The organism is Streptomyces sp. NPDC041713 (assembly GCF_055591085.1).
In genome coordinates this window covers 585,378-600,960 of record NZ_JBVIZY010000005.1, presented here as the reverse complement: position 1 = coordinate 600,960, position 15,583 = coordinate 585,378, and the positions used below count along the sequence as shown (strand labels likewise).

The window sequence follows — 15,583 nt, the reverse complement described above, 5'->3', positions numbered from 1 at the left end:
AAATGGAGCGGCGACATCCGGTGTTCCCCCTCCGGAGGACCGTACGCCCTCCGTGTCGTCATGCCCGTACACAAGGAGGACCGCCACGTGAGCCAGTACGTGTCCAGGCTCGGGCGTCGCTCCCCGGCGGCACCCTCCAGGCTCCGCATCCCCGGCTCTCCCCGGCGCCCGCGCCGCGTGGCCATGCTCAGCGTCCACACCTCGCCGCTGCACCAGCCCGGCACCGGGGACGCGGGCGGCATGAACGTCTACATCGTCGAGCTCGCCAAGCGCCTCGCCGCGATCAACGTCGAGGTCGAGATCTTCACGCGCGCCACCACCGGCGGGCTGCCCTCCGCGGTGGAGCTCGCGCCCGGCGTCCTGGTCCGGCACGTGGACGCGGGTCCCTACGAAGGGCTCGCCAAGGAGGAGCTGCCGGCCCAGCTGTGCGCCTTCACCCACGGTGTGATGCAGGCCTGGGCGGGCAACCGCCCCGGCTACTACGACCTGGTCCACTCCCACTACTGGCTCTCCGGACACGTCGGCTGGCTCGCCGCCGAGCGCTGGGGCGTCCCCCTCGTCCACGCCATGCACACCATGGCGAAGGTCAAGAACGCGGCGCTCGCCGCGGGCGACACACCCGAGCCCGCCGCGCGCGTCATCGGCGAGACGCAGATCGTGCGGGCCGCGGACCGGCTCATCGCCAACACCTCCGAAGAGGCCGATGAGCTCATCCGCCACTACGAGGCCGAGCCCGGCAAGGTCGCCGTCGTCCACCCCGGCGTGAACCTCGAACGGTTCCGGCCCGCCGACGGCCGCGCCGCCGCCCGGCACCGCCTCGGCCTGCCGCAGAACGCCCTCGTGCCGCTCTTCGCGGGCCGCATCCAGCCCCTGAAGGCCCCCGACCTGCTGCTGCGCGCGGTCGCCGTCCTGCTGGACGAGCGTCCCGCACTGCGTTCGAACATCGTCGTCCCCATAGTCGGCGGCCCGAGCGGCAGCGGCCTGGCGAAGCCCGAGGGGCTGCAGAAGCTGGCCGCGAAGCTGGGGATCGCGGACGTGGTCCGCTTCCAGCCGCCGGTCGGCCAGGAGCAGTTGGCGGACTGGTTCCGTGCGGCGTCGGTCCTGGTGATGCCGTCCTACAGCGAGTCGTTCGGGCTCGTCGCCATAGAGGCGCAGGCGGCGGGCACGCCGGTGCTCGCGGCGTCGGTGGGCGGCCTGCCGGTCGCCGTGCGCGACGAGGAGACCGGCTTCCTCGTCCAGGGCCACGAACCGGCCCACTACGCGCGCGTGCTGCGCGATTTCGCCGACCACCCGCATCTCGTGGACCGGATGGGCGAGGCGGCCGCGCGGCACGCGGAGTCCTTCGGCTGGGACACGTCGGCGTCCGCCACGGCGGACGTCTATACGGCGGCCATGCACGACTTCCGGGCGTCGCAGCGTCACGTACGCTCGCACCATGGCTGAGCAGGCAGACACTCCTCCGAACACCGCGACGGTCATCGAGCGGACCCTGGACGACGCGGAGCTCGAATGGGAGGCCACCGGGCCCGGCTCGTACGTGGTGAAGCTCCCCGGCACGCGGAAGCTCTCCACCACGCTCTCACTGCGGGTCGGCAACCACTCCCTGTCCCTGAACGCCTTCGTGATCCGCCACCCCGACGAGAACCACGAGGCGGTGCACCGCTGGCTCCTGGAGCGGAACCTCCGCCTCTACGGGGTGAGTTACGCGATCGACTCGCTCGGCGACATCTACCTGGCCGGCAAGCTGCCGCTCGCCGCGGTCACGCCCGCGGAACTGGACCGGCTCCTCGGCTCGGTCCTCTCCGCCTCGGACGACTCCTTCAACACGCTGCTGGAGCTGGGGTTCGCGTCGGCGATCCGCAAGGAGTACGAGTGGCGCGTGGCGCGGGGGGAGTCGACGCGGAACCTGGACGCGTTCACGCACCTGACGCGGCCTCAGGCCTCAGGGGCGCGCGGGGACGGACGGGGCTGAGGCGACGGCCTCCGCGGTGAGGGAGGGGGCAGAGGCGACGGCCTCCACGGCGACCGCGGGAGCCGGAACAACCGTCTGCACGGGGGCCGACTCCTCCTCGCGAACCGGCTCCTCCTCGCGAACCGGCTCCTCCATGTGGGCCGGCTCCTCCTCGCGTACGGACTCCTCCGGAAGCGCCCGCATCAACCCCCAGTACCCCAGCGCCGCCACCGTCCCGAGCACCGCGCACGTCCCCCACAGCCACTCCGCGCCGAACCGGTCGATCGTGAAGCCCGACATCAGCGGGGCGACCAGCGCGGCCACGGACCACGACATCGTGTACATGCCCTGGTAGCGGCCGCGGCCATGGGTGGGCGAGAGGCGGACGACCAGGCCGGTCTGGGTCGGCGCGTTGACGATCTCGGCGAGCGTCCACACGCACACCGTCATCGCGAAGGCGCCGACCGATCCGGCGAACGCGGTGAGCCCGAAGCCGTACCCGGCGAGGACCGAGGAGATCACCAACAGCCGCCGCGGATCCCGGTGTTCGATGAACCGCGTGACCGGGATCTGCAGGGCGACGATCAGCACGCCGTTCACGGCGATGGCGATGCCGTAGTCGGAGGGTGCGAAGCCCGCCTGGCCCATCGCGACCGGCAACCCGACGGACCCCTGCTGGAAGATCAGCGCCACGAGGAAGGAGAGCCCCACAACGCCCATGAAGCGCCCGTCCTTGAGGACCGTCCCCATGCCGACCGCCGGCTCCGCGGCCTTCTCCAGCGCCGTGCGCACGGGCCGGGACTCCGGCAGCTTCGCGAAGACGACGATCGCGCACGCCATGGTCATGGCGGCCTCGATCAGGAACCCGGCGCGGTAGCTGTACGAGGCGATGAAGCCGGCGCCCGCCGACGAGACCGCGAAGCCGAGGTTGATGGCCCAGTAGTTGAGCGAGAACGCCCTGACCCGGTCCTCGGGCCGCACGATGTCGGCCATCATCGCCTGCACGGCGGGCCGCGAGGCGTTGCTGGCCATGCCCACGAGGAGGGCGACGCCCGCGATGGCGACGGGATGCTCCATGAAGCCGAGCACCGCCACGGACACGGCGGTCGAGGCCTGCGCGATCAGCAGCGTGGGCCGGCGCCCGAGCCGGTCGGTCATCACCCCCGCGCCGAGCGAGGAGACGACGCCGCCGAGCCCGTGCAGCGCGGCCACGAGCCCCGCGTACGAGGCGGAGTAGCCCCGCTCCAGGGTCAGGTACAGAGCCATGAAGGTGGCGACGAAGGCACCGAGCCGGTTGATCAGGGTGCTGGTCCACAGCCACCAGAAGGCCCGGGGAAGCCCCGAGACGCTCTCGCTGACGGCGCGTCTCACGCGTCCTGTGGCGGCGTACGGCATGGAGGTCCCCCCGAAGGTGCAAGCGGCTGACGTGTAAGTGGCGAAGACGGCATGCACACGTTACGAGCCCCGCACCCGGGACCGCCACACAATTGACGAACGCCGTCAACTGTCGCCGCGTTCGTTTGTTGGGCCGACAACGGCTACGGAAGTCACCGCTGAGCACAATGGTCGTCGCGGCAGCGACGCGAACTCGCGCCCTAAAGTCGGCCTTAGCGTCGTCCGCGAGTTCGTGCAGGCCGACGCGCCTGACTCCACCATCTACCTGCACATTCGCCTGGAGCCGTACGGCACTACGGTTGCGGTGCGGCCACGGGATCTGCACAAGGCGCAACGGTCGCTCGGGGCTGGGCACGCGCGAGGAGCCGCAGACTCATGGGGTGACGCACAATCGGCCTAACGATCGAACGCATGTCGCGTGAAAGGCGTCCGCGTCGTAGTGTCTCCAACTGCGCAGCCAGTGGGGCCATTTCAGCGGCTCAGGAGTGGGTGTGCGTCAAATGCTGCCGAGTGGGGGGACCGTGGGGGATACCGAAGGAACCGTGCCGACCTCGACCGCAGGGCCGGATGCCCCTGTCGGGATATTCCTGGACCGCTCTCCGAGTGACGCGGGAGGCGGCCCACCAGGCCCTGTCCGTCCAGATCTGGCGTCCTCACCTGCCCAGAAGCGAGCCTCGGCCAAGGCTATCGAGGAGCACATCCAGCCCGATACGAAGAAGGCCGGCGAATCGGCTGACGAAGAGACACACAACGCCGTGAAGGCCTTTGGGCCGAAGGACGGGCACGGGTGGCTCACGTCGAAGGCGATGACCGAGGCGTTGAAGGCATGGGGCGACCAGGTCGACACCCTCGTGCATCGGCTGTCCTCCGAGAAGACCGCGCTGCGGAGCACCAACACCACGCTGACCGGTACGGATACCGGCGTGGGGGCCGGGGTGAGGTCCCCGTCTCCTCTCGACGGGTTCTGATCCAGACCGTACCGACGGACAACGCCGCATCATCCAACGGGGAACCATGCCGACGTACCACGAGCTCATGACGACCGACCTGGCCACGCTTACCACGGCTGCCGAACAGTGGGAGCGAATGGCGACCAAGGAGTTCCATGAACTGGAAGGCACGTACCGCCGCGAGGTGCACGGCACGTCCATGGGCGACGGGTGGATAGGACTCAGCGCGGAAGCCGCTGCCAAGCGCTTCGACGTCACACTCAAGGAGTTCCAGAAGGCCCAGACGGAGGCGAAGGCGATCGCCTCTCTGCTGCGGCAGGCACACAGCGGCTTCAAGAGGCTGCGCAGGCAACTCAAGGTAATTCGTGACGCAGCTGTCGAGGCAGGAATGAAGGTGTCCGAGCGAGGAGTGGTGGCCTTCGACACCGCGAAACTGACCGACGGCGAGCGCACCGCCATGGTCCATGACCCCGACTATCAGAGCAGCGTGCACAAGGCCACCAACTCGTGGCAGCAGCTCATCGACCAGTGTGTGAAGGCCGCTGACGAGGCCGACAAGGATGTCCAGACCGCACTGTCGGGTGCGACGGCCGACGGGAACCTCCAGGACGGCACCGTCGTCGGATTCAACGGCAAGGCTCATGGAGACATCGACCAGTACCTCGGCAAGAAGGACACCGGTACGGAGATCGACGGCTGGCCGCGGTCGGGCTTCACGGTCACCGGCGCCAAGTATGGCAAGGAGGGGACTCTCAAGGCGTACATCGACTTCTCGCACGACACCGCCAAGGGTGAGTCCACCCACGGCGACCTGAGGCTCGCGTGGGTGGCGGACAACGCCACCGCCGCCCGTGCCACCGCGAACTACGGGTTCAACGAGAAGGGCGTCGTCGGCAAGGGCGAGATCTCCATGACGAGGCGCACCATGGTCGAGGGCCGGGCTGAGTACGGTCCGTACGGGGGCGGGTACGCGCGGGGCGAGACTTTCGAGGGCGTCGAACTCGGCGTCAACGCCAAGGCCACGAAGGAAGAGCTCACCGTGGGGGCGAAGGCCTTCGTGGGTGGCAGAGCCAGTGTGGCCGGTGGCGTCGAGGTCGCGGGGATCGGCGTCGGCGGGACGGCGGAGGGTTGGTTGGGCCCCGGTGGAGAGGCGTGGTGGGGCCTCAAGAAGGACGAGGACGACGGCGAGTACCACCTGGGCGGCAAGGCAGGTGCCTCCCCCTTTCTCGGCGGCGCGCTCGGAGTCGAGATCACCGTCGACCCGGGCAAGCTGAAGGAGACCGCCGGCGATCTCGCGGGCGCGGTGGGCGACGGAGCCGAGGCGCTCGGGGACGGCGCCGGCCACCTCAAAGACGCCCTGACCAGTTGGTACTGATCCACTTCTACTGGAAGGAGGGCCGGAGATGCCCACGCCTCTGCCCGTCCCCATCGACTTCCGCCTGCCCGAGGGCTGGCGGCCCGCCCGTCCGGAGATGGCCGACGCCGGCGGCCTGGCTTTCGCTGCTCTACATCCGCGCCCCGACGCCGGATTCGCCGCGAACATCACCATCGCCGGCGAGGTGCCACCGGAGACCACCACGCTGGAAGATATCGCGGACGAGTCGGTGGAACGTCTGCGCGAGGCCGCCCAGGCGGTGGTCGTGGTCCATCGCCGTGAGGCGGGATCTGCCGATGCACCAGGCCTCATCCAGCGACTGTCCTTCTCCGCCGACACCAACGGCACGCGACGCGACTTGGTCCAGACACACGCGTACCTTTCTCTGCCGGACATCAAGAATCCGACGCATCGCGCCGTGATTCGGCTGGTGTTGACCGCCACCGCGGCGCAGCACGGCGCCGTACTGGGGCAATTCCAGGAGTTCATCAGCACGATTCACACGGGCGCAGAGACGGAGGCGGGGGCGTAGTCATGGGCTTCTGGAACAAGTGGACCGGCACGAGGGTCCCCGATGGCCACGTCACTCCGAAACCTGAGGCCGAGGTCCGGGACGCACTGCTCGCACTGGACAGGCCAGGCGTGCTGTACAGCGTGCGTGAGGGGCGCCCCGACGAGAAGGCGGACCTGGTGGCCGAGTGCAACGTCACGAGGGTGGGCGTGCGCCTGAAGACCCGTATGCGTCTGGTCCCGGGGAAGCACGAGGTACGCGTGCTGCACGAGCGGTGGGAGAACCGTTCCGCTGGCAATGCCAACAAGCAGTACGGCCGTGGCCACGCGCCGGCGGTGTTCACGCAGAAGAAAACCGTGGTGGGAACCGACGGTCGCAAGCGGCGTGTGGTGGCGTTCCGGTTCGATACGCGGGAGATGACGACCCCCTTGGAGGTCGCGGTCCTGAGGGCCGGGTGGACCTGGCGTGGAGTGTTCAAGCTCTGACGAAGGTCGCGGGGTCCACAGGAGGCGCGGTCATGCCGTACCCCGCGCCCCTGCTCCGCATACTCGCGCCCGCGCGCGCGAGGCCCCCCGCCGTTCCATTACGCTCAGAGGCATGGCCGACGCACCGTACAAGCTGATCCTCCTCCGCCACGGCGAGAGCGAATGGAACGCGAAGAACCTGTTCACCGGCTGGGTGGACGTCAACCTCAACGAGAAGGGCGAGAAGGAGGCGGTCCGCGGCGGTGAGCTGCTGAAGGACGCCGGCCTGCTCCCCGACGTGGTCCACACGTCGCTCCAGAAGCGCGCGATCCGCACGGCCCAGCTCGCCCTGGAATCGGCTGACCGCCACTGGATCCCGGTCCACCGCAGCTGGCGCCTGAACGAGCGCCACTACGGCGCGCTGCAGGGCAAGGACAAGGCCCAGACGCTCGCCGAGTTCGGCGAGGAGCAGTTCATGCTGTGGCGCCGCTCGTACGACACCCCGCCGCCGCCGCTGGACCGCGACGCGGAGTACTCCCAGTTCGAGGACGCGCGCTACGCGACGCTCCCGCCCGAGCTGCGCCCGCAGACGGAGTGCCTGAAGGACGTCGTCGTCCGCATGCTCCCGTACTGGTTCGACGGCATCGTCCCGGACCTCCTGACCGGCAAGACGGTCCTGGTGGCAGCCCACGGCAACAGCCTCCGCGCCCTGGTCAAGCACCTGGACGGCATCTCCGACGCCGACATCGCGGGCCTGAACATCCCGACCGGCATCCCGCTCTCGTACGAGCTGGACACCGACTTCAAGCCGCTGAAGGCCGGGGGCACCTACCTCGACCCGGAGGCCGCGAAGGCGGCGATCGAGGCGGTCAAGAACCAGGGCAAGAAGAAGTAAGGCCTGCGGTCACGCCCCTGACCTGCGCGGAAAGCGCGGATCAGGGGCGTTTTCGCGTCATGCGGCGCTACACCGCTCCGTCCCGCCAGCGGTAGAGGTCGCGCAGTAGGCACATCTCGGCGCCGTGATGGATCAGCTCCCTGTTGACGTGCAGGATCCTGTTCTCCAGGGGAAAGCGCTCGGGGCCCGCAGCGGGCGGATTCTCCAGGTCGGCGTCCGAGAGTCCGCGGACCCCCGCGTTCCATTTCCCGTACATCTCATCGAGCTGCCGCAGCGCCTCGTCGGCGGTCCCCGCGTACGCGAACGTCTCGGAGTCGATGTCCTGGCCGCCGAAGTACCAGCCGACCCGGTAGCCCAGGCACGAGACGATGATGTGCGCCAGCCGCCAGGCCACCGTGGTCACCGGCGCCGGCTCCGGGGACGGGTACGCGAAGTCCATCGTCCATTTCCCCGAACCTTCGGACATCGGGGCGGTCGACGTGCCGCGCGGGCGGATGCTCCAGCAGCCGCGTACCGGCTCCCAGAAGTACTCCTCATCGGTGAGGCCGGCCAGCCGAGGCCGCAGGTTCTGCTGCCAGTACCAGTCCAGCTGCTCCGCGAGCCGCTCGCTTCTTGTCATGGTCATTTGCGCACGCTACACACGACGTACCGGCCCCGCTCAGCGCGTGCTCGACTCCGAGATGCCCTGGGCCAGGTCGGTCACCACGTTCTGGATGCCCTGGCCGAAGTCGGTCGGGGCGACCAGGATGCCGAAGACCAGGACCACCGTCATGGTCAGCGCCGTGTCCGCCTTGGTGCGGGGCGCCACCCGCCTGCGCAGCAGCACGATGATGACGACAGCCAGGAGAACCGCGAGATCGATCGACAGCACCACTTGGCCACCCCTCCCGTCAGGCCCGTCAGGAGCGAAAGACGCAAACGCCCGTCGTTCCTGTGTAGCCCCGACCGGTCCGGGGAGTGGGGCACTTGCCCGCAGTTGGCAGCAATGCGCTCATCAGAGGCTGGATCGCTCGGGCCGCATCGCTCGGGCCGGCGCGGCACCATCCGTGCCTGACCGCGCCGTCGGGCGAGCCCCGGCACACGCCCCCCGCCCACGCCCCGAAGAGAGCCACGCGCGCGTGCGCCGTTGATGCGCCCGCCCCCGTGGGCATGCAATGGGCAACAGGCAGTACGTCGTACGCCTTCGAGGAGGAGACCATGGCCGAGTGCCCTATGCGCGAACCCGTCCCCGAGCAGCCGGTCGACACGCCTGGGCTGCCCGCCCTCGTACTTCTGGGCGCCTGCGGCTGCGGCTCCGGCTGCGGCTGTGGCTGCCAGTCTGGCGGTCCCTGCCAGTGCGGGGGCGGCTGCGGCTGACCGAAGGACCGGCAGGACCGCACACGGCTGTGCCCCGCGCGACACCTGACGTCGTCGTGCGGGGCACCCGCGCGCGGGGGGCGAGTTACGCGCCCTCCACCGGAGCCGGCCCCGTCGAGCCCGCCGCAGGCCCCGCCGACCCCGACCCCGCCCCCGTCGCCTGGATCTCGTCCGCGTGCTCGCCCGTGACCAGGTACACGACCCGCTTCGCGACCGACACCGCGTGGTCCGCGAAGCGCTCGTAATAGCGGCCGAGGAGCGTCACGTCGACGGCCGTCTCGATGCCGTGCTTCCAGCGGTCGTCCATCAGGTGCTGGAAGAGCGTGCGGTGCAGCTGGTCCATCTCGTCGTCGTCCTGCTCCAGTTGGAGCGCCAGGTCGACGTCCTTGGTGATGATGACCTCCGCCGCCTTCGCCATCAGGCGCTGCGCGAGCTGGCCCATCTCCAGGATCGTGGCGTGCAGATCCCGCGGCACCGCCGACTCCGGGAAGCGCAGCCGCGCCAGCTTCGCGACGTGCTGGGCGAGGTCGCCCGAGCGTTCCAGGTCGGCGCTCATGCGCAGGGACGTGACGACGATGCGCAGATCCGTGGCGACCGGCTGCTGCCGCGCCAGCAGGGCTATCGCGCGCGCCTCCAGGTCGTGCTGGAGATCGTCGACCTTCTGGTCGGCGGCGATCACGCTCTCGGCCATCTTCAGATCGGCGTCGAGCATGGCCGTCGTGGCGCGCCCGATCGCGGACCCGACCAGGCGGGCCATCTCGACCAGGCTGTCGCCGATCGAGTCAAGTTCCTCGTGGTACGCGTCCCGCATGTGGCTGTCCCTCTCTCGTACGTCCAGGGGGCCGGCCCCTACCGCTCCGATACGTCGCAAGGGGCTGGCCCCTACGCTCCCACGGTGCGGGCCGCACGCGTCCGTTTCCGGCACCCCACATGAATCGCCCCCGTCGCCAAGGTGAACTGTGGGCGACGTAACCCTCCGTCCCGGCGCGCGCCCGCCGCCGTCCGGCCGGGGGAAGTGAACCGGCACCGTCCCCACGGTGAACTCTGGGCGACGAGTGTTCGAGGCGGCACCCGTTTGGCTGTGGGCGACACCGAACCGGCGCATAACCTGGAGACATGGACGTGAACGCGGCGGTCGCCGCAGCGGCAGCGATCGCCGGGGTGTGCACCGGCGTCATCGCCATGCTGGCGTTCCGATGGAGCGAACGCGACCAGAAGCGCCCCACCCGGACCTCCCTGCACACCGACCCCGTACTCCCGCCCGGCGTGGACACGGTGCTCTCCGTGCTGCGCTCCTCCGCGGTCGTCCTCGACGAGGCCGACAGCGTGGTCAAGGCCAGCTCGGCGGCGTACGCACTCGGGCTCGTGCGCGGCGGGAAGCTCGCCGTCGAGCCGATGCTGCAGATGGCCCGCGACACCCGCCGCGACGGGGAGATACGCCAGGTCGAGCTGGACCTGCCGCGGCGCGGCACCGGGCGCGGCGACGCCCTCGCGGTCTCCGCCCGGGTGGCGCCGCTCGGCTCACGCCTCGTGCTGCTCCTGGTCGAGGACCTCACCGAGGCCCGGCGCATCGAAGCGGTACGGCGCGACTTCGTCGCGAACGTGAGCCACGAGCTGAAGACCCCGGTCGGCGCCCTCAGCCTGCTCTCCGAGGCCGTCATGGATGCCTCGGACGACCCGGAGGCCGTCGAACGCTTCGCGGGCCGCATGCAGATCGAGGCGACCCGCCTGACCAGCCTCGTCCAGGAGCTCATCGACCTCTCCCGGGTGCAGAACGACGACCCCCTGGAGGACGCCGAGCCCGTCCCGGTCGACGAGCTGGTGGCGGAGGCGATCGACCGCAGCCGGCACCAGGCCTCCCACAAGCAGATCACCATGGCCGCCGGAGGCACCGCCGACCTGCAGATCTGGGGCAACCGCGGCCAGCTCGCCGCCGCCCTCGGCAACCTCGTCGAGAACGCAGTGAACTACAGCCCCGCCCGCACCCGCGTGGGCATAGCCGCCCGCCGGGTCTCCGCACCCGGTGGTGGGGGCACCTCCCAGGCATTCGGCTCCGGGGACCTCATCGAGGTCGCCGTCACCGACCAGGGCATCGGCATCTCCGACAAGGACAAGGAGCGCATCTTCGAGCGCTTCTACCGCGTCGACCCGGCCCGCTCCCGGGCCACCGGCGGCACCGGCCTCGGCCTCGCCATCGTCAAGCACGTGGCCGCCTCGCACGGCGGGGAGGTCACCGTGTGGAGCTCCGAGGGACAGGGCTCCACCTTCACCCTGCGGCTGCCCGAGGCGGCCGCGCACCGCGACCGCGGAACCGGTCGTGGCGGCGGAAACGACGGCGGGCTCGACGAGGAGACCGCCACCCCGCCCCACGGGGGCACAGCAACCGCCGCGACCACCACGTACGAACCCATTCCTGCCCCGGAGGTCCTTCCGTGACCCGAGTGCTCGTCGTCGAGGACGAGGAATCCTTCAGCGACGCCCTGTCCTACATGCTCCGCAAGGAGGGCTTCGAAGTCGCCATCGCGGCGACCGGCCCGGACGGACTCGACGAATTCGAGCGCAACGGCGCCGACCTCGTCCTGCTCGACCTGATGCTGCCCGGCCTGCCCGGCACCGAGGTCTGCCGCCAGCTGCGCAGCCGCTCCAACGTCCCGGTGATCATGGTGACCGCCAAGGACAGCGAGATCGACAAGGTGGTCGGCCTGGAGATAGGAGCCGACGACTACGTCACCAAGCCCTTCTCCTCGCGGGAGCTGGTCGCCCGCATCCGCGCGGTCCTGCGCCGCCGCGGGGAGCCCGAGGAGGTCGCCCCGCAGGCGCTGGAGGCCGGCCCGGTCCGCATGGACGTGGACCGCCACGTGGTCACGGTCTCCGGCTCCAAGATCGACCTGCCGCTGAAGGAGTTCGACCTCCTGGAGATGCTGCTGCGCAACGCCGGCCGCGTCCTGACCCGCATGCAGCTCATCGACCGCGTCTGGGGCGCCGACTACGTGGGCGACACCAAGACCCTCGACGTCCACGTCAAGCGACTGCGCGCCAAGATCGAGCCGGACCCGGGCGCGCCGCGCTACCTGGTGACGGTGCGCGGCCTCGGCTACAAGTTCGAGCCGTAAACAGCGGACACCGACCCGACAGCGACATGAAGAAGGGCGGGACCCCGGTGGGGTCCCGCCCTTCTTTCACGCTTTCACGACGTGGGTACGGAGATCAGTGCTCGGCGCCGGTCCCGGCGTCGTCCGTACCGTGCTCGCCCGCGTCCGACGCCTCACCGGAGGGGTTGCCGGACGGCTTGCCGGAGGCCGTACCCGAGGGGTCCGTGCCGCCGCCACCGGGCTTGCCGGACTCGCCGGGCTTGCCGGACTCGTTCGGCTCACCCGACGTGCCGGGCTTCGCCGACTCCGACGCCTTGCCGTTCGGCGCCTGCGGCACCTGGCTCGGGCCCCACTTGGTGAAGTAGCTGTCGGCGGGGACGACGAACGCCTCCATCTTCACGTCGCCGGACCTGCTGAAGGCGAACGTGATCCGCTGCGCGTTGCCGTCCTTGACCTCCTCGCCGGCGCCCGAGATGAGCGCGGAGGCGTTGTCCTTGCCACCGATGACGAGGGAGCCGCCGGCCGGGATGGTCAGCGGGCCGTTCGGCTTGGAGACCTTGTCCTCCTTGCCGCGGGCGAGCTTGGCCTTCGAGTCGGCGCCCTCGACCGAGATGGAGTTCAGCTTCTGGGGCTTGTCGCCGGCGTTGAAGATCGTCGCGGAGACCGCGGCAGGGCCCTGGGCCTCCTTGTCCGGCTGGGTGATGACCAGGGCGTTCTGGATCTTGATGTCGCCGACGGAGATCGCGGCGTTGTCCGGCTTGACCTCCATCGTCTGAGCGTTGTTGCCGGCTGCGCACGCGGAGAGCGAGGCAAGCGAGAACGCGATGGCGGTGGCGGCGAGGGCGCCGCGTCGAAGGCTGCGGCTCACGGCGGCGGCAACTCCTTGAACGTGGGCGGTACAGGACGGGGCGGGCGGCCGTAAAGCCGTCCTAAGGGTGTGTCAGCGCGCTTAGATTACCGAGCCGTTCCCGTGCCACCGCACCCGACCCGCCCCTTAACGCGCCCGGCCGCCCTCCGGACACCACGCGCCCCGCCGGACGGCCCGCGCCCCACCCGTCCCCGTGTCCCCTCGGTCATCTTTCGGATAAGCACTGTCAAGAGCTCGGGGGCCCACCCTGCGGATTTCCGGTAAGGAATGCATGGGGGTCCGGAGAATTGATCACCCGGTGCCTTGATCAATTCAGGAAACGCTCCGGACGGCGCACAGCACACCTCTTCCTCCTCCGAACGGAGTATCGAAAGTTCACCGCTTGGAACCGCGCAAACCGGGACGTTCGGCCGCTCGGAGCGCACGTGAGGGGCGCGTATCGGGCGCGATTCCGGGTCCTCGGAGAGCCGCTCCGACCTGCGAATACCCCGTTCCGGAGGCCCTCCGCAGCACGTTCCTGTCGCTGTTGTCAAGCCCCGAGATATGCCCTGACCTGCGAAAACGCCATTCAGAAGAGGCGATTCTCGTGTTAGGATGGATAGCCACGGAAGGGGTACCTGTCACATGACGTTCAAGGTTGGCGACACCGTGGTCTATCCCCATCACGGGGCCGCGCTGATCGAGGCTATCGAAACTCGCCAGATCAAAGGCGTGGACAAGACCTACTTGGTGCTGAAGGTCGCCCAGGGCGACCTGACGGTGCGTGTGCCAGCGGACAATGCGGAGTTCGTCGGTGTGCGTGATGTGGTCGGGCAGGACGGCCTCGACCGGGTCTTCGAAGTACTGCGCGCGCCGTACGCCGAAGAGCCCACGAACTGGTCGCGTCGCTACAAGGCAAATCTCGAGAAGCTCGCCTCCGGCGATGTCATCAAGGTCGCGGAAGTCGTGCGTGACCTGTGGCGTCGTGAGCGGGAGCGGGGACTGTCGGCCGGCGAGAAGCGCATGCTCGCCAAGGCCCGCCAGATCCTGGTGAGCGAGCTCGCCCTCGCGGAGAACACGAACGAGGACAAGGCCGAGGCCCTGCTGGACGAGGTCCTCGCGTCCTGACGCGGACGGTCCGGGGCAGCCGCCTCGGAAGTTCCGCGCTGAATTGGCGCAGCAATGCCGCGGTGCCCGCTGACCCTGATGGTGTCGCCGGGCGCTGCGGCATGTTCGTACCCGGACTCGACACCTCGTGGACACCCAGGCCCTGTACGTCTTGTACGGCCTGGTCCTGTGCGTCTCGTACGTCTTGTTGTCAGCGGCCCCGAGCGGGGCCGTGCTCGGCGTGCCGGGTCCGGGCAGCTCGCTCGACCGGATGTCACGGAAGGGTCCGGTCGAGGCGTCCCACCCGGCACGGTGTGGCCATACCCACGTCGGTCGAGCACACAAACCTGAACGGAACCGATGTCTAGCGAATCCCGTACCGCGGTGGTCATTCCCGCGGCTGGGCGGGGCGTGCGCCTCGGCCCTGGCGCCCCCAAAGCACTGCGCGCGCTGAACGGCACCCCGATGCTCATCCACGCGGTGCGTGCGATGGCGGAGTCCCGCGCCGTCTCCCTCGTCGTCGTGGTCGCACCGCCCGACGGCGCCCCCGAGGTCAAGACCCTCCTCGACGACCACGCGCTGCCCGAGCGGACCGACTTCCTCGTCGTCCCCGGCGGCGAGAGCCGCCAGGAGTCCGTGCGGGCCGGTCTCGACGCGCTGCCGCCCGGCTTCGACGTCGTCCTCGTGCACGACGCGGCCCGCCCCCTCGTGCCGGTCGACACGGTCGACGGCGTCATCGAGGCGGTACGCGACGGGGCGCCCGCCGTGGTGCCCGCGCTGCCGCTCGCCGACACCGTCAAGCAGGTCGAGCCCGCCGCGGCGCCGGGCGAGCCCGAACCGGTATTGGCCACACCCGAGCGGGCGCGGCTGCGCGCCGTGCAGACCCCGCAGGGCTTCGACCGGGCCACGCTGGAGCGCGCGCACGCGAGCGTCACCGGCGAGGTCACCGACGACGCCGGCATGGTCGAGCAGCTGGGCCTGCCCGTCGTGTGCGTGCCGGGCCACGAGGAGGCCTTCAAGGTGACCCGCCCCCTCGACCTCGTCCTCGCCGAGGCCGTCCTCGCCCGCAGGAGGGCCAACGATGGCTTCTGAGACGCCCGCACCCGCGCCCGTGCTGCCGCAGGTCGGCATCGGCACCGACATCCACGCCTTCGAAGAGGGCCGCGAGCTGTGGTGCGCGGGCCTGAAGTGGGAGGGCGAGGGCCCCGGCCTGGCCGGGCACTCCGACGCCGACGTCGTCGCGCACGCCGCGTGCAACGCGCTGTTCTCCGCCGCGGGTCTCGGCGACCTCGGCGCCCACTTCGGCACCGGCCGCCCCGAGTGGTCCGGCGCCTCCGGCCTGACGCTGCTCACCGAGGCCGCCCGGATCGTCCGGGACGCCGGCTTCACCGTCGGCAACGTCGCCGTGCAGGTCATCGGGGACCGCCCGAAGATCGGCAAGCGCCGGGACGAGGCGCAGAAGGTGCTCTCCGAGGCGGCCGGCGCGCCGGTCTCGGTCTCCGGGGCCACCACCGACGGCCTGGGCTTCCCGGGCCGCGGCGACGGCCTGGCGGCGATCGCCACCGCGTTGGTCGTACGTACGTCGTCGTAGCCGGGCGATGGGGTATTCGTATGCCTCGTACAGGCAGATGCCCCGTACG

The 15,583-nt window shown here is 70.1% G+C and carries 17 protein-coding genes; 12 read left to right on the top strand and 5 right to left on the bottom strand.

Annotation, left to right across the window (positions count from 1 at the left end; all coding sequences use genetic code 11):
- Nucleotides 1-87 precede the first annotated feature (87 nt).
- Entirely contained in the window at nt 88-1,443 is a 1,356-nt protein-coding gene (gene mshA / locus ACZ6CV_RS19140; protein WP_469251929.1) for a D-inositol-3-phosphate glycosyltransferase, read from the top strand.
- A complete protein-coding gene (locus tag ACZ6CV_RS19135; RefSeq protein ID WP_469251928.1) occupies nt 1,436-1,972 on the top strand; it encodes a type III secretion system chaperone family protein in 537 nt (178 codons plus the stop codon). The genes mshA and ACZ6CV_RS19135 overlap by 8 nt, the downstream gene beginning before the upstream one ends.
- Here ACZ6CV_RS19135 and ACZ6CV_RS19130 read toward each other — a convergent pair.
- A complete protein-coding gene (locus ACZ6CV_RS19130) occupies nt 1,943-3,346 on the bottom strand; it encodes an MDR family MFS transporter (RefSeq protein ID WP_469251927.1) in 1,404 nt (467 codons plus the stop codon). The two genes, ACZ6CV_RS19135 and ACZ6CV_RS19130, sit on opposite strands and share 30 nt — an antisense overlap.
- A gap of 542 nt (nt 3,347-3,888) precedes the next feature.
- Between ACZ6CV_RS19130 and ACZ6CV_RS19125 the strand changes: the two genes are divergently transcribed.
- The 5 genes from ACZ6CV_RS19125 to ACZ6CV_RS19105 all read left to right on the top strand — a co-directional run bounded on the left by ACZ6CV_RS19125 (nt 3,889) and on the right by ACZ6CV_RS19105 (nt 7,541).
- A complete protein-coding gene (locus ACZ6CV_RS19125; protein ID WP_469251926.1) occupies nt 3,889-4,314 on the top strand; it encodes a hypothetical protein in 426 nt (141 codons plus the stop codon).
- A gap of 67 nt (nt 4,315-4,381) precedes the next feature.
- The gene (locus tag ACZ6CV_RS19120) at nt 4,382-5,671 is read left to right on the top strand and encodes a hypothetical protein (RefSeq protein ID WP_469251925.1); all 1,290 of its coding nucleotides are present in this window, start codon (nt 4,382-4,384) and stop codon (nt 5,669-5,671) included.
- Between the two features lie 28 nt (nt 5,672-5,699).
- Nucleotides 5,700-6,203 carry a hypothetical protein gene (locus ACZ6CV_RS19115; protein WP_469251924.1) on the top strand — a complete coding sequence of 168 codons (504 nt, stop codon included), beginning with the start codon at nt 5,700-5,702 and terminating at the stop codon, nt 6,201-6,203.
- Between the two features lie 2 nt (nt 6,204-6,205).
- Nucleotides 6,206-6,667 carry a hypothetical protein gene (locus ACZ6CV_RS19110; RefSeq protein ID WP_469251923.1) on the top strand — a complete coding sequence of 154 codons (462 nt, stop codon included), beginning with the start codon at nt 6,206-6,208 and terminating at the stop codon, nt 6,665-6,667.
- Between the two features lie 112 nt (nt 6,668-6,779).
- Complete coding sequence (locus tag ACZ6CV_RS19105) at nt 6,780-7,541, top strand: phosphoglyceromutase (RefSeq protein ID WP_469251922.1); 762 nt, start codon at nt 6,780-6,782, stop codon at nt 7,539-7,541.
- A gap of 67 nt (nt 7,542-7,608) precedes the next feature.
- On the opposite strand, the gene ACZ6CV_RS19100 is transcribed toward ACZ6CV_RS19105, so the two are convergent.
- The 3 genes from ACZ6CV_RS19100 to phoU form a co-directional block, all read right to left on the bottom strand.
- Entirely contained in the window at nt 7,609-8,160 is a 552-nt protein-coding gene (locus ACZ6CV_RS19100; protein ID WP_469252027.1) for a DinB family protein, read from the bottom strand.
- A 39-nt stretch (nt 8,161-8,199) separates the two neighbouring features.
- Entirely contained in the window at nt 8,200-8,412 is a 213-nt protein-coding gene (locus ACZ6CV_RS19095) for a hypothetical protein (protein ID WP_469251921.1), read from the bottom strand.
- 570 nt (nt 8,413-8,982) lie between these two features.
- A complete protein-coding gene (phoU, locus tag ACZ6CV_RS19090; RefSeq protein ID WP_469251920.1) occupies nt 8,983-9,708 on the bottom strand; it encodes a phosphate signaling complex protein PhoU in 726 nt (241 codons plus the stop codon).
- Nucleotides 9,709-10,013: 305 nt separating this feature from the next.
- Here phoU and phoR point away from each other — a divergent pair, with 305 nt between their 5' ends.
- Nucleotides 10,014-11,333 (top strand): two-component system sensor histidine kinase PhoR, encoded by a 1,320-nt coding sequence (phoR, locus tag ACZ6CV_RS19085; RefSeq protein ID WP_469251919.1) that lies wholly within the window; start codon nt 10,014-10,016, stop codon nt 11,331-11,333.
- Complete coding sequence (gene phoP, locus ACZ6CV_RS19080) at nt 11,330-12,010, top strand: two-component system response regulator PhoP (protein ID WP_127911779.1); 681 nt, start codon at nt 11,330-11,332, stop codon at nt 12,008-12,010. Before phoR ends, phoP begins: the two co-directional genes overlap by 4 nt.
- Nucleotides 12,011-12,104: 94 nt before the next feature.
- Here the strand turns inward: phoP and ACZ6CV_RS19075 are convergent, their stop codons facing one another.
- A complete protein-coding gene (locus tag ACZ6CV_RS19075; RefSeq protein ID WP_469251918.1) occupies nt 12,105-12,857 on the bottom strand; it encodes a copper chaperone PCu(A)C domain-containing protein in 753 nt (250 codons plus the stop codon).
- 624 nt (nt 12,858-13,481) lie between these two features.
- Here ACZ6CV_RS19075 and ACZ6CV_RS19070 point away from each other — a divergent pair.
- The 3 genes from ACZ6CV_RS19070 (at nt 13,482) to ispF (ending at nt 15,534) form a co-directional block, all read left to right on the top strand.
- Complete coding sequence (locus tag ACZ6CV_RS19070) at nt 13,482-13,964, top strand: CarD family transcriptional regulator (protein ID WP_003953493.1); 483 nt, start codon at nt 13,482-13,484, stop codon at nt 13,962-13,964.
- Nucleotides 13,965-14,303: 339 nt separating this feature from the next.
- Nucleotides 14,304-15,035 (top strand): 2-C-methyl-D-erythritol 4-phosphate cytidylyltransferase, encoded by a 732-nt coding sequence (gene ispD, locus ACZ6CV_RS19065; protein WP_469251917.1) that lies wholly within the window; start codon nt 14,304-14,306, stop codon nt 15,033-15,035.
- On the top strand, nt 15,025-15,534 hold the full coding sequence (gene ispF / locus ACZ6CV_RS19060; RefSeq protein WP_355819196.1) for a 2-C-methyl-D-erythritol 2,4-cyclodiphosphate synthase: 510 nt from the start codon (nt 15,025-15,027) through the stop codon (nt 15,532-15,534). The genes ispD and ispF overlap by 11 nt, the downstream gene beginning before the upstream one ends.
- Nucleotides 15,535-15,583 lie beyond the last annotated feature (49 nt).